The organism is Mesorhizobium sp. RSR565B, assembly GCF_054719465.1.
Genome location: NZ_JBTTIE010000001.1, coordinates 4,350,962 through 4,372,777, shown reverse-complemented (window position 1 = coordinate 4,372,777; position 21,816 = coordinate 4,350,962). Strand labels below are relative to the sequence as shown.

Below are 21,816 nucleotides of genomic sequence, written 5' to 3'. Positions count from 1 at the left end.
TTGCCAGCACTATGTCTGATCATATCCCGACGCGGTTCGCCGCCGCTTTGCCCAGGAGATGCTTCGTGCCCAAAGGTTCTGACCTGCTTGTTGCCGCCCTCGAGAATGAGGGCGTCGATCGCATCTTCGGCATTCCCGGCGAAGAAAACCTGGACGTCGTCGAATCCATCCGCAAATCCTCGATCCAGCTCATCCTCACCCGTCATGAGCAGGCGGCGGCGTTCATGGCCGCCACCCATGGCAGGCTCACCGGCAAGCCAGGTGTGTGCATCACCACGCTGGGACCCGGCGCCCTGAACCTGACGACGGGTGCCGCCTATGCGCTGCTCGGCGCCATGCCGATGATCATGATCACCGGGCAGAAGGGCATCCGCTCGTCGCGCCAGGCCCGCTTCCAGATCGTCGACATCGTCGCCGCGATGAAGCCGTTGACCAAGCTGTCACGTCAGATCATCTCGGCGAAGACCATTCCCGCCGTGGTGCGCGAAGCGTTTCGGATTGCCGAGGAGGAGCGTCCGGGGCCGGTGCATCTGGAACTGCCCGAAGACATCGCGGCCGAGGAGTGCGATGATGTCGCGCTGATCCCGCCGCATCCGGTCGAGCTTCCGCTGGCCAGCCCGCTGGCGCTCGACCGTGCCGCTGAGATGATCATCAAGGCGCAGCGGCCGCTGGCGATGCTGGGCGCCGCCGCGTCGCGGCCGCGCTCGACCTCCGACCTCGCCCAGTTCGTCATCAGAACCGGCATTCCCTATTTCACCACCCAGATGGGCAAGGGCACGGTGCCCGGCGGCACCGAACTCTACATGGGCACAGCGGCGCTGTCGGAGCGCGACTATGTGCATGAGGCGATAGAACAGGCCGACCTCATCATCACCATCGGCCACGACACGATCGAGAAGCCGCCCTTCATTATGGGCGACAAGGGACCGAAGGTGATCCATGTCGGTTACCAGCCAGCCAATGTCGAGCAGGTCTATTTCCCGCAGACCGAAGTGATCGGTGACATCGGCGCTTCGCTCAGGCTGCTTGCCGACCGGATCGAGGGCAAGATCCCCAACGCGCAAGCGTTGCTGCCATTGCGCGAAGGCATTTTGACCCGCATTGCCGCCCGCGCCACCGAAGACCGTTTCACGCCGCAGCGTCTGGTTCATGACGTGCGCGCGGTGATGCCGGCCGATGGCATCCTGGCGCTCGACAACGGCATGTACAAGATCTGGTTCGCGCGCAATTACCGCACGCGCGTCGCCAACACTTTGCTGCTCGACAACGCCCTGGCCACGATGGGCGCCGGCCTGCCCTCGGCGATGACGGCCGCGATGCTCTATCCCGCACGCCGCGTCATGGCGATCTGCGGCGATGGCGGCTTCATGATGAACAGCCAGGAACTGGAAACCGCCGTCAGGCTGAAGCTCAACCTCGTCGTGCTGATCATCGAGGACAATGCTTTCGGCATGATCCGCTGGAAGCAGGCGGTCGACCGGTTCCCCGATTTCGGCATGACCTTCGGCAATCCCGATTTCGTCAGATATGCCGAGGCCTATGGCGCCAAGGGAACCAGGGTCGGCGCCGTCTCAGAAATACAATCGACGCTTGAACAGGCTTTTGCCGGCGGTGGCGTCCATCTCGTCGTCGTTCCGATCGACTATTCGGAGAACGAGCGCGTGCTGGTCGAGGAACTGCGCCACCGGTTGCCGGCGCCACCGGAGGCCTGACGGTGGAGTAGATACCGCCGCAGCAGCGCTCAGGCGGCCCGGACCTTGGCGCTCCCACGCGCCCAGGTCGGCAGCCAGTCGCCATGTGTCGCCAGCAACTCATCGACCAGCGCCCAGATCTGGTCGAGATCGAGTTCGGCCGCCGTATGCGGGTCCATCATCGCCGCGTGGTAGATGTGCTCGCGGTTTTCGGTCATCAACGCCTGCACCGTCAGTTCCTGCACATTGATGTTGGTGCGTATCAACGCGGTGAGTTGCGGCGGCAGCTCGCCAATATAGGTCGGCTGGATGCCGGAGGCGTCCACCAGACACGGCACCTCGGCGGCGCAATTGTCCGGCAGCGAGGTGATGCAGCCATTGTTGCGGACATTGCCGTAGATCACCGAAGGCTCCCCGGTCCACACCGAGTTCATGATCGAGGACGCGTATTCCTTCGATTGCTCGACTTCGATGCGGTCGGCCGAGCGATAGGCCTCGGCCTGGCCCTTCCAGCGCTCGATCTGTTCGATGCAGCGCTTGGGATATTCGTCGAGCGGAATGCCGAACTTGTCGATCAGGTCGGGGCGGCCTTCCTTGATGAAATAGGGCGTGTATTCGGCGAAATGCTCGGAGCTTTCGGTGACGAAATAGCCGAGCCGCGTGAGCATCTCGTAGCGCACCTTGTTGGGGCACCGCGGGTTCCAGCCCGGCTTCGGTGCCCTGCCCTCGCGATAGGCGCGGACGAGGTCCGGATAGAGGTTGCGGTAAGAGCCATCCGGCTGCCGGTGCTCGAACTTCAGGTAGAAGGCCATGTGGTTGATGCCGGCCGAGCGGTAGCGTATCTCGTCGTAGGGAATGTCGAGATCGTGCGCCAGTTCCATCGCTGTGCCTTGCACCGAATGGCAGAGGCCGACCTGTTTGATGTCAGGAAATTTCTCTGAAATCGCCCAGGTGTTGATCGCCATCGGGTTGACGTATTGCAGCATGATCGCGTCGGGGCAGACGGCCAGCATGTCCTCGCAGATCTTCCACAGATGCGGCACGGTCCGGAGGCCGCGCATGATGCCGCCGACGCCGAGCGTGTCGGCAATGGTCTGGCGCAGGCCGTATTTCTTCGGCACCTCGAAATCGGTGACGGTGCAGGGCTCAAAGCCGCCGATCTGGAAGGCGACGACGACGAAGTCGGCGCCGGCGAGCGCCCTGCGCTGGTCGGAATAGGTCTCGGCCTTCGCCTTCACGCCCAGCGTTGCGATCAGCTTGTTGACGACGATGGCGCTCTCTTCCAGCCGCTGCGGATTGATGTCCATCAGCGCGATCGTCGCGGCTGACAGCGATGGCCGCTGCAGCACGTCGCCGACAATGTTCTTCATGAACACGGTCGAACCCGCGCCAATGAAGGTGATCCTGGGATGTCTTGCCACTATTAAACCTCCGGCACTTTGCTACGCCACGTCGAAGGCGGCCCTGACGAGCCGTTCGGTGTAGGCGGTCTTGGGATGGGTGAGGACCTCGTCCACGGGTCCCTGTTCGACGATCTTGCCGTTCTGCATGACGATGACACGGTGGCAGAGCGCGCGCACGACCTTGAGGTCGTGCGAAATGAAGAGATAGCTAAGGCCGCGTTCGTCCTGCAGCTTGCGCAACAGGTCGATGATCTGCGCCTGCACCGAAAGGTCGAGCGCCGATGTCGGTTCGTCGAGCAGGATGAATTCGGGCTCCAGCGCGATGGCTCGGGCAATGGCGATGCGCTGCCGCTGGCCGCCGGAAAATTCGTGCGGGAACCGCGACAGGATATCGCCGGGCATGCCGGCGCTGACCAGGGCGTCGCGCACCCGACCGACCCGCTCGCGCCGTGTCGCGCCGATCCTGTTGACGACCAGCCCTTCCTCGATGATCTGGCCGATCGTCATACGCGGGTTAAGCGACGAGAACGGATCCTGAAAAACGACCTGCATGCGCGAGCGCAGCGGCCGCATCCCGGCGCGCGACAGGCCGTGGATCGGCTGGCCGTCGAAGCTGACCTCGCCGCGCTTGGCCTCGGTGAGCTTGAGCAAGGCGAGACCGAACGTGGTCTTGCCGGAGCCGGATTCGCCGACCAGCCCCAGTGTTTCGTGGCGGCAAAGTTTCAGGCCGAGATCGTCGACGGCGACCAGTTCGCGCCAGTCCGGCTTCAGGAAGCTGCCATGGCGCAGCATGAAGCAGACGCGCATATCGCGGGCCTCGAGGATGGTGCCGCTGTTTTCCGGCAGCGGCTGCGGCTTGCCGTGCGGCTCGGACGCGAGCAGCCGCTTGGTATAGGCATGCTGCGGGTCGGCGAACAGCCGCTCGGTAACGTTGTGCTCGCACATCTCGCCATGCTGCATGACATAGACATAGTCCGAGAATTTCCGCACCACGGTAAGGTCGTGGGTGATCAGGATGACCGCCATCCTGAGTTCTTTTTGCAGATTGCGGATCAAATTGAGGATCTGTGCTTGCACCGTGACGTCGAGCGCTGTCGTTGGCTCGTCGGCGATCAGCACATCAGGGTCGTTGGCGAGCGCCATAGCGATCATCACGCGCTGGCGCTGCCCGCCCGACATCTGGTGCGGATACTGTTTGATGCGCGCTTCCGGCTCGGGGATCTGGACATGCCGCAAAAGCTCGAGCGCCCGCGCCCAGGCTTGCTTGCGGCTGACCTTTCGATGCACTCTGATCGCCTCGACGATCTGACTGCCGACCGTATAGATCGGGTTGAGCGAGCTCATCGGCTCCTGGAAGATCATCGAGATGCGATTGCCGCGCAGCTTGCGCCGGGCGCTCTCGGGGAATTTCAGTATGTCCTGCCCGCAATAGTCGATGGTCGAGTTCGGCGACACGGTGGCCCGCTTCGACAAGAGCCCCATGACAGCGCGCGCCGTCACCGACTTGCCGGAACCGGACTCGCCGACGATGGCGATCGTCTCGCCGCGATAGAGCTGGAACGAGACATCCTTCACCGCGTCGACGACGCCGTGCTCGACCTTGAAGGCGACCTCGATGTTGCGGGCATCGATGATGGGTTGGTCGTGGCGGCCGGCATGGTCGAGCCGGACGGCTGGTGCGAAGGTGGCTGCGAGCGCAACGGTCATCCCGGCCACCTCAATAGGGATCGACGGCATCGCGCAGGCCGTCGCCCAGCGCGTTGAAGGCAAAGACGGTGATCAGCACGAAGCCGACCGGCGACAGGATCCACGGATAGGTGCCGATGACCGAATAGGTAGCCGTGTCCTGCAGCATCAGCCCCCATGAGATCAGCGGCGGTTTCACGGCGAAGCCGAGGAAGCCGAGAAAGGCTTCGAGCAGCACCACCGTCGGGATGGCGATCGTCACGGCGACGATGACGTGGCTCATCACATTGGGAAAAATGTGCTGCATGATGATACGCATGTCGGTGGCGCCAACCGCCATGGCAGCGCGCACATAGTCGATCCGCGCCAGCGCCAGCGTCTTGCCGCGCACCTCGCGCGACATCTGCGCCCAGCCCAGCGCCGACATGACGATGATGACGAAGGCGAGGAAAACGTTGGTCGGCGCGGTCACCGGGATCAGCGTCGTCAGCGCAAGATAGAGCGGCAATTGCGGGAAGGCGAGCACCAACTCGACGAAGCGCTGCATCCAGACGTCGAAGCGGCCGCCGAAATAGCCCGAGACCATGCCGACCGTGGTGCCGATGACGGTGATGATGAACACCACCGTCAGCGCGATCATCAGCGAGACGCGCGAGCCCTGGATGGCGCGCGACAACACATCCCGGCCGAATTTGTCGGTGCCGAGAAAATGCACCGGCTGGCCGTCGGCCGAAGCGAAGAAATGCCGGTTGGCGGGGATCAGTCCAAGCAGCCGGTAGTCGGCGCCCTTGACGAAGAAGCCGAGCAGGCGCGGATGCTCGTAATCCGGCCCGACGACCGGCTGGAAGGTGACCGGGTCGAGGTCAGCAGAATCCGCCAGCGCATAGACCCGCGGCTGGAGCACGAAATTCCCGTCTCTGTCGTGAAAACTCATCACTTGCGGCGGGGCGAAAGCGACATCGGTCACCTTGGGGTCCATCGGCGCGAAGAAATCGGCGAATAGCGCCATCAGCACCAGAAGCACGACCAGGATCAGCCCGGCCATGCCGGTCCAGGAGCGCCTCAGCCGGCGCCAGACCAGCGCCATATAGCTCTCATTGCCGCGTGGGGTCGCAATCGCGGTTGCTTCAGCCGGGGGCGGCGGCGGGGATGGGTCACGCGCCAGCATCTAGCTCTCCCTGAACTGGCGTACGCGCGGATCGAGCAGCGCGAGCAGCATGTCGGCGATGATGTTGCCGACGATCAGCGTTGCCGACAGCACCATCATGAAGGTCGCCGTGACATAAACGTCGCCGACCGCCATCGAGCCGACAATGGCCGGCCCGACCGTCGGCAGCGCAAAGATGATCGCCGTCTCGATCTCGCCGGTCAGCATGTAGGGCAGCACCACGCCCTGATACATGATGAGCGGGTGCAGTGCGTTGGGCACGGCATGGCGCATGACGACGGCGCTGCCGGTCAGGCCCTTGGCCTTGGCCGTCTCGACATATTGCGCGTTCAGCGTATCGAGCAGATTGCCGCGCATGACGCGCATATTGTAGGCGAGCCCGCCGAAGGTGGCGATCGCCACCACCGGCCAGACATGCTTGACGAGGTCGGCGAATTTCGCCCACGACCACGGCGCGCCGCCATATTGCGGCGAGAAGAAGCTGCCGATCTCCGACACGTTGAACTGGAAGACCAGGAGATAGACGATGATCAGCGCCATCAGGAAGCGCGGCACCGTCATGCCGAGGAAGGAGATGGCCGACAGCCCCGAGTCGATCCATGTGTATTGCCTGGTCGCCGCCCAGATGCCGAAGGTGATGCCGAGCACCGACGCCAGCAGATGGCAGACCAGTGCCAGCAGCAGCGTGCGCGGCAGCCGCTCGCCGACCACGGCGGCGACCGGCTTGTTGTAATAGAGGCTGTAGCCGAAATCGCCGCGGGTGATGATGCCGGCGACCCAGTTCAGGTACTGGACGGGCAGCGGTTTATCGAGGCCGTGCTCGACCCGATAGGCTTGCGCCTGCGCGTCGGCTTCGGCAAAAGACGCCCCGCCCTGGTTGATGAGCTGCGAGCGGATATAGTCGGCATAGTCGCCCGGCGGCGCCTGGATGATGGCAAAGGTGACCAGGCTCAGGATGACCATGACCGGGACCGCCGATGCTATGCGCATGGCCAGGAATCGCAGCATCGGACCGTTTCTCCTCCTTGGATCTAATCTGTTGCCGCTGACCTTACTCCGTCCCGGCCGCGCGCAGCGCGGCCGGGCGTCAGCCAGGGGAGGAAACTCAGTTCGTCGGACCCTTGTCGCCGGGCTTGCCGGGAAGCTGGTCGGGAAAGAGTTCGTATTTCTGCTGCTTGTCGGCGGCGACGAAGACGCGTTCGCGCACGATCGAATCCTCGGCCCAGTTGAACATGAAGATCGGCGTTCCCTGCGGGATGTTGGAGAAGCGCTTGTTGATGATCAGGGCGCCGGGATATTCGGTCAGTCCGATATTGTAGACATGCTCCGTCGAGATCTTCTGGAACGTCTTCATCAGGCTGGCGCGCTCGTCATTGTCTGACGAGGAGACGAACTTGTTGACGATGTCGACAAGCTCCTTTTCGAACGGCATCAGGTCGACCACGCCGCTTTCGGGCGCGCGGTGATCCCAGCTGGTCTTGGGTCCGACGGGCGCGAGTTGCACGGTATTCTGCACGACGGAAGTCAGCTCCTGCTCGTTGCGCCTGATCAGCCAGTCGAAGCGGCCGGAATATTGCGAGGCATCACGCTGGGTGCCGTTGAGGCCGTTGAGCACGACCCTGATGCCAAGCTTTTCCATCTGGCCGACGACGCCTTCGGCGAGGCTCTTGTCAGTGCCGTAGTCATTGTTGACCAGCATCACGATCTCGACATTCTTGCCGCCGGCGGTCCCGGCCGGGAAGTTCACGAAGCCGTCGCCATCCGTATCCTTGAGACCAGCCTTGGCCAGTTCCGCCTTGGCGCCCTCGATGTCGAAGGGATAGTAGACGGTCGAGTTGCGGTCATAGAAGCTGGTGCCCGAGGAAAAGCCACCGGGGTAGATGGCGGTGAACGGCCCCTTGACCAGCGAGTCGCCGAGCGCCTTGCGGTCGAGCGCCATGGTGATGCCCTTGCGGAAGTCCTCATTGCGATTGAGCTCGCGGATCGCCTGGCCGCGTTCGTCGGGATTGCCCCAGCCATTGGCGGAAAAGTTCATGCGCAGATTGTAGCCGATCAGGCGCGGGCCAAAGGCGAGCCGGGCCGGCGCGTCCTTGTCCGCCGCTCGCTTCAGCGAAGCGACGAAATTCTCCGGCTGCTCGAGGTTGGAGAAGTCGGCGGCCCCTGCCACCGCCTGCACGTCGCGGTCGGCCCAGGTCGACAGCTTGTAGTGCAGTTCGTTGAGATAGGGCAGCTGGTTGCCCTTCTCGTCGACCTTCCAGTAGTAGGGATTGCGGCGCAAGACGATGATGTCGTCGGGCCTATACTCCACCGGCACCCAGGCACCCATCACCGGAATGTTCATATATTCCGGCGGGAACGCGTTCTTGAACTGCTCGTAGGTATTCTTCGAGTACTTCGGATGCTGCGGCTTCAGGATATGCGCCGGGCCGGGGCAGAAGGTGCCGTAGGCCATGGCGTAGAGATACTGTTTGGGGAAAGCGTCCTTGAAGGTCCACTCGACGGTGTAGTCGTCGACCTTCTTCAGCGTCGTGCCGACACCGAAGGTTTCCGCTGTGGCGCCGTTCAACGGCGAGACATTGGGGTCGACGACCTCATCGTCCCAGTAGAACATGACATCGTCGGCATTGAAGGCAACGCCGTCAGACCATTTGGCGCCTTCGACCAGGTGCATGGTCAGCGTGTGGCCATCCTTCGACCAGTCCCAGCTCCTGGCGAGGTTGGGCAGCGGCTCGGTGTCCTTGGCCTCGACCTGGAACAAAGGCGCGGTGCGCGTCAGGCATTCCGAAAGGCCGATGTCGATGCCGCCCCATCCTTGGGTCTGGCCGGCGCCATAATTCCAGCCTTCCGGCCGGCCGCCAATGACGTGGCGCATGGTGTCGCCATAAACGCCGATGCCGTCCGGCATGTTGCCGGTCTTGAACACCAGCGGCTCCTTCGGCAGGCGATCCTTGACCGGCGGCAGCTTGCCAGTCTTGACGTATTTCTCGGTGACCCACTCGGGCTCGTGATATTCGGGCAGCGCCTTGAACTCCAGGATGGAATCGCGGGCGACGTATTTGATTTTGCCCTCGGCGGGAAACGCCGCCGGCGCCGGCGGCGTGGTCGGCTCGGACGCGTATGCACTGCCAAGCGCCAATGCCGAGACGCTCAGCGCCAGCCCGGCGAGAATGCCAATTCTTCGCCCGGCGAGAATGCCAATTCCACGAAAGTTCCTCATTGTGTTCCTCCCAGATGTTTCGACGTCTGCTGCTGCCCGCATCTATTCATGATGGCTGATTGGCGAACCGGCCTCCCGCTGTCCGCCTGCCAGCATTCTCAGCCGGCCTGTTTCAGGGCCGTTTTTTCGGCGCGCAGTTCCTCGATCGAGCGCACTTTGCGCCGCGCCGCACCCGCCCAGTCGCGGGTTTTCACCATCGATTTCGAAAGCCGCTCCTTGGCGGCCGGCACGGCATCGGCGTATTGCGGCAGCCAACGCGCCTGGGCGACGACCATCTCGTCGACCATCTGCCAGACCTCTTCCGGCGTCGACACCGCACCCACCAGCGGATCGTGCAGCACCGCGAGCTTGAGCAGGTCAATGTCGCCCGTAACAGCCGCATGCACCGACATGCGCTGAACGTTGATCGAAGCCATGCAGGTGGCCGCGCAGGCTTCCGGCAGCGTGATGCCTGACGCCATGTTGATGCCGAAGCGATCGACGAAACCGGGCGATTCGATGATCGCGTCCTGCGGCAGATTGGTGATGATGCCGGTGTTCTTGACGTTGAAGTGGCCGCGATAGACGCGGTTCGTCTCCAGCGCTTCGAGAATATGGCTGGCATGCTCGTTCGAGCGCTTCGATACGTCGAGCGGCTTCGACGCCGCTTCGAGGAATTGCGGATATTCCGTCTCGAACCAGTTGCGGGTTTCCGTGGAGTAGCGAAGATAGCCGCCGGTCTCGCCATGGATCCAATCGGACATGTCGATCCAGCGGGTGATTTCGTCCGGCCGCTTGCGATACCAGGGCAGATATTCGGAGAGATGACCGTTGCTTTCGGTGGAGTAGACGCCGAAGCGCTTCAGCACGTCGATGCGCAGCTTTTCCTGCTGCGAATAGACCGGATGCGCCTCGAAGGCAGCCACCAGTTCGTCCTTGCCGATCTTGCGGCCGTTGAGCCGCAAATCGATGAACCAGGTCTGGTGGTTGATACCGGAGCAGACATAATCGAGTTCGCTGTGCGACTTGGCGCCGAGCACTTCGGCGATCTGTTCGGCGCCGTGCTGGACACCGTGGCAGAGGCCGACCGTATCGACCTTGCCATATTCGATCGCCGCCCAAGTGTTCATCGCCATCGGGTTGGCATAGTTGAGGAATTTGGCGCCTGGCTCGGCGACCTCCAATATATCCTTGCAGAAGTCGAGGATGACCGGGATGTTGCGCTGGCCGTAGAGGATGCCCCCGGCGCAAATCGTGTCACCGACGCACTGGTCGATGCCGTATTTCAAGGGAATGCGGATATCGTCGGCATAGGCTTCGAGCCCGCCCACCCGCACGCAGCTGATGACGTAGCGCGCGCCTTCCAGCGCCTTGCGGCGGTCGGTCGTCGCCGTCACCCTGGTCGGCAGCTTGTTGGCCTCGACGATGCGGTCGAGGATCGCCTTGATCATTTGCAGATTGTGTTCGCTGAGATCGGTCAGCGCGAATTCGATGTCGCTGAATTCCGGGACGCACAAAATATCGGTGAACAGCTTCTTGGTGAAGCCGACGCTGCCGGCGCCGATAATAGCGATTTTGAAACTCATCACCTCACCTCGATGCATTCGAATGCCGGGTAAGGAGCAACAGAAAGGGAATGGCGGCTCGCCTCGGCGCGCATGCCATTCGAGCCGGAATTCCGGCTCGTTCTCCTCCCCGCCCGCTCCTCGACCGCGGGTCTTTCGCGTTCTCAGGATTTGGATTATGCCGTTATTCCAGGGCGCGGCCAGAGAACGATTATGCTTTCGAGGGTAATTTTGTGCTGCATGATCTGATCGCCAACGGACAGTTGATGCGCACCATCTCGCTGCCGCGCGGCCGCCAACGCCTGCATGCCATGCCAACCAGCACCGGCTATGAAGTACGCGAGGGCGTGACCTATGACTGGGATGGGCGCAAGCGCGGCCAGACACCGTTCACCGTGCTGCAGCACACGATCAGCGGCACCGGCCAGCTGCGCTACGAGAACCGCAACTACCGCCTGCAGGCCAACGACACGCTGCTGGTGCTGGTGCCGCACAACCATCGCTACTGGCTGGAGAAGGGCGACCGCTGGGAATATTTCTGGATCTCGATGAATGGCGAGGAGGCGCTGCGCGTCCACAAATCCATACTCAGCGTCTCCGGCCCGGTGTTTCGGCTGCAGCCGGAGACGATCGATCATCTCGCCGATTGCAGCCTGCGCCTGATCAAGGGCGGCGCTTCGCCTGGCGCTGCTTCGGCAATCGCCTATGAGGCGGCGATGGCGCTTTACGACGATGTCTTCGGCTCGCACGCCTTCACTGAGAAACAGAGCGTCATGCAGCCGGTCATCGATCATATCAACGCCAATCTCGACAAGCCCTTGCCCGTGGCCGAGCTCGTCCAGATCAGCGGCCTCAGCCGCGCCCATTTCTCGCGCTGCTTCGCCGAGAGCGAAGGCGTTCCGCCGGCCGAGTTCGTGCTGCAGCAGCGGCTGCAGCGGGCGGCGAAGCTGCTAACCAAAGCCGATTTCCTGCCGGTCAAGGAGGTCGCCATCCTGTGCGGCTTCGAGGACGCCAACTATTTCTCGAAAGTCTTCCGCCGGCTCTACGGCATCAACCCGACGCAGTTCCGTACCACCGGCATGTATGCCAGCCTGGGCAGCCTTCGATAGGATTACCCGATGCGGTTGCCGCTTGCGGGATCGAACAGATGCAGCGCCGCCGGATCGGCAGACAGCCGCACCGTATCGCGCGGTCGGATAGTGCTGCGTCCCATGACGAAGACACAAACCAGCTGGTTGGCGAGCCGGACATAGAACTGCGTCGACAGGCCGAGCGGCTCGACCACCTCGACTTCTGCCTTGAGCGGACCATCGTCGGCAAGCTGGATGTGCTCCGGCCGTAGCCCGACGGTGAGCACATCGCCATCCTTCGATGGCAAGCCATCAGGCAATCTCAGCTTCTGGCCGTCGGCCAGCACCGCATCCACCTTGCCGCCCTTGGCGACTGTCGCCGGAAAGAAATTCATGCCGGGCGAGCCGATGAAGCCGGCCACAAAAGTGTTGATCGGCCGATCGTAGAGTTCGAGCGGATGGCCGACCTGCTGGACGTAACCGTCATGCATGACGACGATGCGGTCGGCCATAGTCATGGCTTCGATCTGGTCGTGGGTGACATAGACCGATGTGGTCTTGAGCTGCTGGTGCAGCGCCTTGATCTCGGCGCGCATATGGACGCGCAATTTGGCGTCGAGATTGCTGAGCGGTTCGTCGAACAGGAACACTTTGGGATCGCGCACGATGGCGCGGCCCATGGCGACGCGCTGGCGCTGGCCGCCGGACAGTTGCCTGGGCAGACGTCCGAGGAAACTGTCGAGGCCGAGGCGCTTGGCCGCCGCCCCTACCCTGCCGTCGATCGTCGTCTTCTCCGCCTTCTTCAAAAGCAGGCTGAAGCCCATGTTCGACGACACGTCCATGTGCGGATAGAGCGCGTAGGACTGGAAAACCATGGCAATATCGCGGTCCTTCGGCGCGACATCGTTGACCAGCCGATCGCCGATATGGATCTCGCCGCCCGACACTTCCTCCAGCCCGGCAATCATGCGCAAAAGGGTCGACTTGCCGCAGCCGGACGGGCCGACCAGAACGACGAACTCGCCATCGGCGATTTCGAGGTCGACGCCGTGCAGGATGCGCAGCGAACCGTAGTCCTTCTCGACGTTTTGCAGCGTGACGGAAGCCATCGATTATCCTTTGACCGCGCCGGCGGTGAGGCCGGTGACGAGATAGCGTTGCAGGAAGGCGAAGAAGATGCAGACCGGGATCAGCGCCAGGATCGACGCCGCCATCATCTGCCCCCAGTCCACGGCGAACTTGCCGATATAGGTGAGCAGGCCGACGGCAAAGGTCTTCTGGTCGTCGCTGGAGATCAGCATCAGCGCGAACAGCAATTCGCTCCAGGCGGCGGTGAAGACGAAGCCGAGCGTGGCGCCCATGCCGGGCAAGGTCAGCGGCACGATCACCTTGCGCATCGCCTGCGCCCGGGTGCAGCCGTCGATCATCGCCGCTTCCTCCAGATCCTTCGGAATGCCGTCGAAGAAGGACTGCATCAGAAAGGTGGCGAAGGCGGTGTTGAAGGCGGTGTAGATGATGATCAGACCAACCAGACTGTTGGTCAGGCCAAGCTCGCCCATGACGCGGTAGATCGGCGGAATGACCATCACCAGCGGGAAGGTTTGCGTCAGCAAAAGCATGATCGCCAGCGTTGCCTTGCCGCGAAAGGTGAAGCGCGACATGGCGTAGCCGGCGAGCGTGGCGATGACTGTCACCAAGGCCGCCGTCGACACCGAGACGATAACGCTGTTGAGGAAATAGCGGGGGAAGTCAGAGGCTTCCAGGACAGTGATGAAGTTGCGGAAGGTCGTCTGCGACGGCCACAGCGTGATGCCCTCGGAATAGAGCAGCCGCTCCGGCGTCACCGAAATCTTCAGCGTCCAGAAGATCGGGAACAGGGCGAAGATCATATAGGCGGCAATCGCCGCGTAGAGGCCGACGCCGCTGAAGATGCGCGAGGAGGTAGAGCGTCCGGCAATCATCAGACGTGCCTCACCAGCAACCGGCGGATGGCGATCAGCGCGATCGCATAGGCGATGAGCAGTACCAGTAGCAGCACCGCCACCGCGGAGGCATAGCCCTTGTCCAGCGACTTGAAGGCGCTGACATAGATGTAGACCGGCACCGTGCTGGTCGAGCCGGCCGGCCCGCCCTCGGTCATGACGAAGATCAGATCGGCGAAGGTCGCGATCCAGATCGTACGCAGCATGACGGTGATGACGATGGTCGGCGCCAGGAACGGCAGCGTCACCTTGGTGAAGCGCTGCCAAGGCGAAGCGCCGTCGATTGCGGCCGCCTCATGCAGTTCCGACGGGATCGACTTCAGCGCCGCCAGCAGCGTGATGGCGAAGAACGGAATGCCGAACCAGATGTTGGCGATGATCGGCCCCCACATGGCGGTCGCCGGATCGGACAGCACATTGGTCGGCTCGGCCTTCAGCCCGAGCGTGAAGAGCCAATGCGGCAGTGGTCCGATGATCGGATTGAACAGCCACGCCCAGGTCAGGCCCGACAGGAAAGATGGCACCGCCCAGGGCAGGAACACCACCGCCTGCACGAACTTGCGCCCGACAAACGGTTTGTCGAGCAGCAACGCCAGACCCAGGCCGAGGAAGAACTGGAAGAACAGGCTGGCGACGGTCCACCACAGCGTGTTGACCAGCGCCTGCCCGAGCACCTGGTCGGTCAGCATCGCCTGATACTGGCCTAGACCGACATATTCGGATTTGAAGGCGGAGAACTTCCGGAACGAATAGCTGATGCCGATGATCAGCGGCACCAGCAGCACCACGACCAGCAGAACGATCGCCGGGCTGAGATAAAGCCAGGGCTCGATTGCTGCATGCGTCAGCCGCTTCTTTCGCGGCCGGCCGGCGGATCGTATTTCGGACACGGCATAAGTCATTAGCGCTCAACAATCATGGGTGGGTGCCGACAGCGGCAACAGCACCCTTCTCCCCGTTCACGGGGAGAAGATGCCGGCAGGCAGATGAGGGGCGGCGCCAGCCTTGGGGTGCTCGCGCTGCCCCTCATCCGGGCCTGTCTGTGCATGTCGTTGCCCCAAAACCGCTACGCACTTTTGGGCGATATGCATTCGGGCCACCTTCTCACCGTAAACGGGGAGAAGGTGGAAGAACTACTTCTTGTTCTTGGCCAGCCAGTCCTGCTGTTCCTTGGTCAGGAACGCGGCCCATTGATCGGCAACGTCCTTGGCCGACTTCTGGCCGAGCAGCACTTCCTGGAAATTCTTGATCGCCACCTGGTCGACGAAATTGCCGAGGTTCTCCAGATGTGTCGGCGGCGTCACCATTTCATATTTGGAAGTGTCGCTGAGTTCGGTGAACCAGCCTTTGAACTGCTCGGTCTTGAAGTGGGCATCCTGGTCGGCGCCATTGTGGATCGGCACGACGCCGACTTCCTTGGCCCATTCGAGATTGTCCTTGGGCGACAACAGCGTCGCCATCAGCTTCCAGGCATCGTCCTTGTGCTGCGAATTGGCGAACATCGCCCAGCCGGCATAGCCCAGCGTCGGATAGGATTTGCCGCTTGGCCCCACAGGCAGCGGCGCCACGGCAAAATCGTCGGCACTCATCTTGTCGGCAATGCCGATCAGCGCATCCGGATCCTGGTTGAGCATGGCGCAGGTGCCGGAATAGAAGCCGGTGACGGTCTCGTTAAAGCCCCAGCTCACCGCATCCTTGGGCGCCAGCCCGTCCTTGTACATGTCGGCCAGCATCTGCAGGCCCTTGACCGAGCCCTCCTCGTTGATGGTCGAGGTGCCGTCCTCGTTGAAGTAGCCGCCCTTGCCAGCGGCGATGTTCATGAACATGTGCATGCCGTTGAAGGCGCCCGGGCCACCGCGCAGGCAGTAGCCGTACTTGCCCGGAATGGCGGAGATCTTCTTGGAATCGGCGATGAAGTCGTCGAGCGTCGCCGGCGGGCCGTCGAGACCGGCCTCCTTGAACAGCTTCTTGTTCCAGAACAGCGCATTCACATAGTAGCCGTACGGGATCATGAACTGGGTGTTGTTGACGGTCGAGCCGAATTGCTTGGCGCGGTCGCCCAGCGTCTTGGCGTCGTCCCATTTGGCCATGTAAGGGCCGAGATCCTCGAGCTGGCCGTTGGTCGCGTACAGGCCCATCCAGCGCTCCGGCATCTCGACGATGTCGGGCGTATCGCCGGCCTGCACCATGGTGAGGAATTTCTCGAAGGCCTGCCCCCAGGGCAGCGAGACCACCTCGACCTTGACGCCGGCATTGGCGGCCTCGAACTCGGCGATCTGCTTCTTCAGGAATTCGGTGCGCTGCGGGCTGGTGATGACCTCGACCAGCTTGAGGGTGGTGTCGGCCAATGCGCCGCTGGCGGACATCGCCAGGCCGGCAGCGGTGGCAAGCATGATGCTCAGTCGTTTCATGTTCAGAACTCCCATTTTGAACCCAGTCATTTTTTTGCTTTGTCGAAGGCCTGGCCGATGTCGGCCCAGAGGTCTTCGACGCTTTCCAATCCGACATTGAAGCGGATGGTTCGGGGGCTGACGCCGAAGCGCGCCATCGAATTGAGACCCGGTGTCTGCTCGAGCGAGGCCTTTGCCGGCACGACGAGGCTTTCATGACCGCCCCAGCTGACGCCGATGCGGAAAAATTTCAGCGCATCGACGAAAGCGGGAATGTCGACATCCTCCGTCACCTCGAAGGAGAACAGCCCGGCATAGCCGGCAAGCGTCTTCTTGCCGGGATGGTTGGAATAGGCGGGATGATTGACCCGCTCGACCTTGTCATGCGCCTTCAAGCGCTCGGCGATGATGAGCCCGCTCTTCATGTGATGCGGCAGTCTCAGCGGCAGCGTGCGCAGGCCGCGCAACAGCAGCCAGCCCTCGAAGGGCGACAGCTTTGCGCCAAGCTGCGAGTAGGTCTGGTCGTTGATGTGCTTGATATGGGCGGCCGAGCCCGCCACCACACCGGCGACGGTATCGCTGTGGCCGCCGAGATATTTCGAGGCCGAGTGCAGCACCAGATCGACGCCGTGCAGGATCGGCTTCTGGAACACCGGCGTCGCCCAGGAATTGTCGATGGTGGTGACGATGCCCTGCTCTTTCGCCAGCCGCGTCAGATGTTCGAGATCCTGCAGCTCGAACGTCATCGAGGTCGGGCTTTCCAGGTAGAGCAGTTTGGCGCCGGGAAGAGCCGCGGCCACCGCATCCTGATCGGAGCCGTCGACATAGTCGACCTTGATGTGCAGGCGCGGGAACAACCGCTCGAACAGTCGGTAGGCGTCACCATAGCAGTTGCGCACCGCAACGATGCGCTCGCCGGCGCCGACAAAGGCAAGCAATGTCGCGCTGATCGCCGCCATGCCGCTGGAGAATCCGCGCGCGGCTTCCGCACCTTCGAGCGCTGCGACGCGTGACTCGAATTCCATCACCGTCGGGTTGTCGCCGCGCGAATAGATCGGCTGCTTCCTGCGCCCGGCAAAGGTGTCGGCCATGTCGGCATAGCTGGCGAAGGTGAACAGCGAGGTCTGGTAGATCGGCGGCACCACCGCATTGCCAGGGAACGGGTCGTCATGCGCCAGAAGCGTCGCCGCCTCGGCGAGATAGTCGCTGCCGGAAATGCCTGGGTCGAAGCTGTGCTCGTTCATCTGCGGACCGAAAGTTTGAGGTTGGCGGCGCCGCGCTTCAAATCGTTCTCGACCGTGGCGATCAGTTTCAGCGCTTCGGCCCGGGCGCCTTCCGGATCGTGCGCGGCGATGCAGTCGAACATGGTGCGGTGGTAGGGAAAGCTTGCGTGGCCGAAATCGCGCACGCCGAGCGGATGTTCCCAGAAGCGGTGGAACAGTTCGTGCATGGCGGCGATAATCTGCTCGAACAGCGGATTGCCGCAGGCGCGGTAGATCGCCTGATGGAATTCCCAGTCCTCTTCCGACGACATGCCGGCGCGGCTGAGAAACTCTTCCTCCATGATGTCGAGCTTGCGCTCGATCTCGGCGAGGTCGTCCCTGTCGGCACGAATGGCGCAAAGGGCGGCGGCTTCCGCTTCCAGCGCGCGGCGGATTTCCAGCGTGCGCATCAGGCCGGTGAAATCATTGCCGCCGGCAAGCGTCAGCGGCATGTGCAGCATGTCGAGCGAGACGGCGGCCTTGAGATAGGTGCCCGAGCCCTGCCGGCGCTCGACCAGGCCAAGCCCTTCCCAGCGCGTCAGCGCCTCGCGCACCGTATTGCGGCTGACCTTCAGACGCTCAGCGAGGATGCGTTCGGTCGGCAGCCTCTCACCGGGTTCCAGCTTCTCGCGCATGACGAAGCCGGCCAACGCCTTCAGCACCGCGTCGTCGCGGGCCGTCGTCTGGATCGGCGGAAGGCTGAATTGGGTCACCGGGGCTATTACCGAAGTGGTTCAATGGTCCAACCAATTTCTGCACAGACGAAGGGACCTGTCAACAGTGGAAACGCAGCAAGGCCGAAGGGCCAGGGGATGCACCTTCGGCCCTGCTGCTTCAGCCGTGGATGCGCGCCGGCGCAGCGGCGGCGCGAGCCTCGCGCCAGCGAGCGAACATTTCCTCGCGAACCCGCCTTGAACCCGCGAGCCGCTCCTTTGCCTGCGCCAGCACGGCCGGCGAAGCCTCGGCGGGCGTGCCGGACCGAAAGGGAGGAGCCGGGGCGTATTCGAGCGAGAGCTGCCCGATCTCGGCCTCCTCCTGTCCAAGCAGCCTCGCAACCAGCGCCAGGCCGAAATCGATCCCCGAAGTGACACCGCCGGCGGTGATGAGCTTGCCGTCTTCGACGATACGCTCGTCGACCGGGATCGCTCCGAACTCCTCGAGGAAATCATGCGCATACCAGTGCGTGGTCGCGCGCTTGCCCGTCAGCAGTCCGGCCGCCCCAAGCACCAGGGCACCGCTGCAAACGGAGGTGATGTAGCGCACCTGCCCCGCGCGCTCCCACACGAAATCGAGGACTGTCTGGTCCTCCAGCAGCGCGTTGACCCCGCCCCCGCCAGGAATGCACAGCACGTCGAGGGTCCGGCAATCGTCAAAGGTCGCGGTTGGCGTCAGCGAGAGGCGCGTCGATGACGTCACCGGGTTGCGATCCTTCCAGATCAATTCCACCTCGGCATCCTTGGCCGATGCCAGGACTTCGTATGGGCCGGTGAGGTCGAGTTGTTGGACGTCGGGGAATACGAGGATGCCGAAACGAAGGGGCATGGAAATCTCCGTGGGTTGACTTCCACCAATCTACGGCATCATGGTTTGGCACGATTGCCATTCATCCCTCGCTTCGGGCCAAACCAATGCGCCGTATCGAAGTACTTGCCTATCCCGACATCCAGCTCCTCGACGTCAGCGGACCGCTGCAGGTCTTTGCCAGCGCCAATGATTTCAAAAGGCAGGCCGGCGAACCGGCTCCTTACGAGGTCGTGGTCGTCGCCGCCTCACCCCGGATAAGGACCTCGGCCGGTCTGGTGCTGGAGGCCACGGCGCTGCCAACCCACGGAGGTAAGATCGACACGCTGCTTGTCCCCGGCGGATGGGGCGTCAACGCGGCCTGCGACGATCCCGAACTGGTTCAATGGATCGCCGGCCGCTCGCACGATGCCACGCGAACCGCGTCCGTTTGCAGCGGCGCCATGCTGCTGGCGCAGGCGGGCCTGCTCGACGGGCGCCGCGCGGTGACCCATTGGGGACGCTGCGCGGAGTTCGCCCGGCGCTTTCCCGCGGTCCGGCTCGAACCCGATCCGATCTTCATCCGCGACGGCAATGTCTGGACATCCGCCGGCGTAACGGCGGGGATCGATCTCGCCCTCTCCCTCGTCGAGGCCGACCTTGGCCGGCACACGGCCCTCGGCGTGGCGCGCGAGTTGGTGGTCTTCCTGAAACGTCCCGGTGGCCAGGCGCAATTCAGCCAGACCCTCAAGCTGCAGCAAGGCGACGGGCGCTTCGACCTGCTGCATGGCTGGATCCTCGAAAATCTGGCCGGTGACCTGTCGCTCACGCAATTGGCCGACCACGCCAATATGAGCCCGCGCAGCTTCTCGCGGCGCTATCGCGAGGCCACGGGCCGGACACCCGCCCGCGCGATCGAGGAGATCCGGATCGAGGCGGCGCGACGGATGCTGGAGCGGGGCCAGCCCGTCAACCAGACGGCCCGCCGCTGCGGTTTCGGCTCGGAAGAAACCATGCGGCGCGGTTTTTTGCGCGTGCTGGGCACCAATCCGCGCGCCTATCGCGAGCGTTTCTGATCGCGACGGCTCGCGCCATTAAGCCGGCGGTCGACGCGGTAGAAATAGAGCCTCTCCAGCGTTCAGGCGGGATGCTGTAGCTGGCTGAGCCCGCCATCGACAACGAGGGTCGCGGCGTTCATAAACGGGCATTCCTCAGAAATCATGAACACAGCGGCCAGCGCGATCTCGCGCGCCGAGGCGATGCGGCCGCCTGGATGCAGCGCCAGCGTCCTGGCGCGCGCGGCCGCCGGGTCGGCAAAGCTGTTCCAATAGTCGGTCGCCTTCTGCGTCTCGACATAGCCGGGCGCCAGGGCGTTCACGCGCACGCCCTGCCCGGCATATTCCAGCGCCAGCGATTTGGTCAGCCCAAGCAGCGCGTGCTTGGCCACGGGATAGGGGAAGGTATGAGGGATGATGGTGAAGCTGTGCGTCGAGGCGATGTTAAGGATGGCGCCACCGCCATTTGCGATCATTGCCGGGAGCACCGCCTTGGCGCAGTTCCAGGCGCCCTTGACGTTGACGTCGAAATTGCGGTTCCACTCCTCCTCGGTCGCCTCGAGCGGCGTCGAGAACACATTCATGCCGGCATTGTTGATCAGCGCGTTGATCGGCCCGATCGCGTCGGTCGCTTGACCGACGGCTGCGGCAATCGCGGCACCGTCGCTGATGTCGGCTGAGACATGCCCGACATGGCCCTGCGGCGCTGCTAGGCCGGCGACCGCTTTGTCCAGCAGCGCGCCGTCGCGATCAACCAGGAACAGCCTTGCCCCTTCGGCGAGGCAAGCTTCAGCGATGGCAAGCCCAATGCCTTGCGCGGCGCCGGTGAGGAAGATGCGTTTGCCGGACAGGCGCTCAGCCATGGCTGTCACTCCACTGGAAGATGGTCAGCGCCGGCCCAGTGCCGACGAACGCAGATTGTCGAGCAAAACGGCAAGCAGCAGGATCACGCCGCGCACAATGTATTGGTAGAAGGCTGGGATGTTGAGCAGGTTCATGGCGTTTTCGGCAATGCCCATGATCAGCACGCCGACGATGACGCCCGACATGGTGGCGCGGCCGCCGGCAAGCGAGACGCCGCCGAGCACGCAGGCCGAGATGACCGAGAGTTCAAGCCCGACCGCCGCATTGGGCTGGCCCGACGTGATGCGCGAGGCCAAAAGGATGCCGGCGATGCCACAGACCACGCCTTGCAGAGCAAAGATCCAGATGCGCGTCCAGTCGACATTGACGCCCGCCAGGCGCGAGGCCTCCGGGTTGCCGCCGATGGCCAGCGTGTTCTTGCCGAAGACGGTACGATTGAGGACAAAACCGAAGATGCAGAACAGCACGGCCAGGACCCAGACCGGCGTCGGAATGCCGAACAGCTTGGATAGCGCCAGCTGGTAGAAATCCGGGCTGTTGATGCCGACGGCGCGGCCATCGGATGCGATCAGCGCAAGGCCGCGCACGATCTGCATGGTGGCAAGCGTCGTGATCAGCGCGTTGATGCGGAATTTGGCGATGACGACGCCATTGATGAAGCCGACCAAGGCGCCGCAGGCGATTGCCGCGAGAAGCCCGAGCAGGATCGATCCGGTATAGTTCGACGCCATCACCGCGACCATGCCGGCGAAAGCAACGATCGAACCGACCGAGAGGTCGAAGTCGCGCGCGGCGAGGCAGAACATCATCGTGCAGGCGACGATGCCGACGGTGACCACCGATTGCAGCAGGCCGAGCATGTTGCGGTCGGTCAGAAAATTCGGCACCAGCAGCGACACCAGCGCGAAGGCGACGATGAAGATCACGACGAGGCCCTGTTCGCCGAGCAGGATCTTCTTCAACTGATCGGTCATGGCAAAGATC

General features: G+C 63.0%; 18 protein-coding genes. 3 read left to right on the top strand and 15 right to left on the bottom strand.

Annotated features, from left to right (window positions below):
- Positions 1-65 precede the first annotated feature (65 nt).
- On the top strand, positions 66-1,712 hold the full coding sequence (locus ACYG9R_RS21000; RefSeq protein WP_023824827.1) for an acetolactate synthase large subunit: 1,647 nt from the start codon (positions 66-68) through the stop codon (positions 1,710-1,712).
- A 29-nt stretch (positions 1,713-1,741) separates the two neighbouring features.
- Here the strand turns inward: ACYG9R_RS21000 and melA (ACYG9R_RS20995) are convergent, their stop codons facing one another.
- The 6 genes from melA (ACYG9R_RS20995) to melA (ACYG9R_RS20970) form a co-directional block, all read right to left on the bottom strand.
- A complete protein-coding gene (melA, locus tag ACYG9R_RS20995) occupies positions 1,742-3,112 on the bottom strand; it encodes an alpha-glucosidase/alpha-galactosidase (RefSeq protein WP_352608518.1) in 1,371 nt (456 codons plus the stop codon).
- A gap of 21 nt (positions 3,113-3,133) precedes the next feature.
- Positions 3,134-4,801: an ABC transporter ATP-binding protein gene (locus ACYG9R_RS20990; RefSeq protein ID WP_023739498.1), complete on the bottom strand. Its 1,668-nt coding sequence runs from the start codon at positions 4,799-4,801 to the stop codon at positions 3,134-3,136.
- A gap of 10 nt (positions 4,802-4,811) precedes the next feature.
- Entirely contained in the window at positions 4,812-5,948 is a 1,137-nt protein-coding gene (locus tag ACYG9R_RS20985) for an ABC transporter permease (protein ID WP_023687914.1), read from the bottom strand.
- Positions 5,949-6,956, bottom strand: a complete 1,008-nt coding sequence (locus tag ACYG9R_RS20980) for an ABC transporter permease (RefSeq protein WP_023725459.1) — start codon at positions 6,954-6,956, stop codon at positions 5,949-5,951.
- 97 nt (positions 6,957-7,053) lie between these two features.
- Complete coding sequence (locus ACYG9R_RS20975; protein WP_023725460.1) at positions 7,054-9,165, bottom strand: ABC transporter substrate-binding protein; 2,112 nt, start codon at positions 9,163-9,165, stop codon at positions 7,054-7,056.
- 98 nt (positions 9,166-9,263) lie between these two features.
- Positions 9,264-10,730, bottom strand: coding sequence for an alpha-glucosidase/alpha-galactosidase (melA, locus tag ACYG9R_RS20970; RefSeq protein WP_023687911.1), 1,467 nt, complete (start codon positions 10,728-10,730; stop codon positions 9,264-9,266).
- 245 nt (positions 10,731-10,975) lie between these two features.
- On the opposite strand from melA (ACYG9R_RS20970), the gene ACYG9R_RS20965 reads away from it, so the two are divergent.
- Positions 10,976-11,818: an AraC family ligand binding domain-containing protein gene (locus ACYG9R_RS20965; protein WP_081725414.1), complete on the top strand. Its 843-nt coding sequence runs from the start codon at positions 10,976-10,978 to the stop codon at positions 11,816-11,818.
- 2 nt (positions 11,819-11,820) lie between these two features.
- Here ACYG9R_RS20965 and ACYG9R_RS20960 read toward each other — a convergent pair whose 3' ends face one another.
- From ACYG9R_RS20960 to ACYG9R_RS20930, 7 genes are all read right to left on the bottom strand, one after another.
- A complete protein-coding gene (locus ACYG9R_RS20960; RefSeq protein ID WP_023668129.1) occupies positions 11,821-12,888 on the bottom strand; it encodes an ABC transporter ATP-binding protein in 1,068 nt (355 codons plus the stop codon).
- 3 nt (positions 12,889-12,891) lie between these two features.
- The gene (locus ACYG9R_RS20955; protein WP_023691354.1) at positions 12,892-13,740 is read right to left on the bottom strand and encodes a carbohydrate ABC transporter permease; all 849 of its coding nucleotides are present in this window, start codon (positions 13,738-13,740) and stop codon (positions 12,892-12,894) included.
- Complete coding sequence (locus ACYG9R_RS20950) at positions 13,740-14,663, bottom strand: carbohydrate ABC transporter permease (RefSeq protein WP_023685296.1); 924 nt, start codon at positions 14,661-14,663, stop codon at positions 13,740-13,742. Before ACYG9R_RS20950 ends, ACYG9R_RS20955 begins: the two co-directional genes overlap by 1 nt.
- A 231-nt stretch (positions 14,664-14,894) precedes the next feature.
- The gene (locus tag ACYG9R_RS20945) at positions 14,895-16,172 is read right to left on the bottom strand and encodes an ABC transporter substrate-binding protein (RefSeq protein ID WP_023685297.1); all 1,278 of its coding nucleotides are present in this window, start codon (positions 16,170-16,172) and stop codon (positions 14,895-14,897) included.
- Positions 16,173-16,198: 26 nt separating this feature from the next.
- Positions 16,199-17,395 (bottom strand): PLP-dependent transferase, encoded by a 1,197-nt coding sequence (locus tag ACYG9R_RS20940; RefSeq protein WP_023824826.1) that lies wholly within the window; start codon positions 17,393-17,395, stop codon positions 16,199-16,201.
- Entirely contained in the window at positions 17,392-18,126 is a 735-nt protein-coding gene (locus ACYG9R_RS20935; protein WP_023824825.1) for a FadR/GntR family transcriptional regulator, read from the bottom strand. Before ACYG9R_RS20935 ends, ACYG9R_RS20940 begins: the two co-directional genes overlap by 4 nt.
- Positions 18,127-18,247: 121 nt before the next feature.
- Positions 18,248-18,955 carry a DJ-1/PfpI family protein gene (locus tag ACYG9R_RS20930; RefSeq protein WP_023824824.1) on the bottom strand — a complete coding sequence of 236 codons (708 nt, stop codon included), beginning with the start codon at positions 18,953-18,955 and terminating at the stop codon, positions 18,248-18,250.
- 86 nt (positions 18,956-19,041) lie between these two features.
- Between ACYG9R_RS20930 and ACYG9R_RS20925 the strand changes: the two genes are divergently transcribed.
- Positions 19,042-19,989, top strand: a complete 948-nt coding sequence (locus tag ACYG9R_RS20925; RefSeq protein ID WP_023824823.1) for a GlxA family transcriptional regulator — start codon at positions 19,042-19,044, stop codon at positions 19,987-19,989.
- A gap of 62 nt (positions 19,990-20,051) precedes the next feature.
- On the opposite strand, the gene ACYG9R_RS20920 is transcribed toward ACYG9R_RS20925, so the two are convergent.
- Entirely contained in the window at positions 20,052-20,831 is a 780-nt protein-coding gene (locus tag ACYG9R_RS20920) for an SDR family oxidoreductase (protein WP_023668121.1), read from the bottom strand.
- Between the two features lie 24 nt (positions 20,832-20,855).
- A complete protein-coding gene (araH, locus tag ACYG9R_RS20915; protein ID WP_023824822.1) occupies positions 20,856-21,806 on the bottom strand; it encodes an L-arabinose ABC transporter permease AraH in 951 nt (316 codons plus the stop codon).
- Between the last annotated feature and the right edge of the window lie 10 nt (positions 21,807-21,816).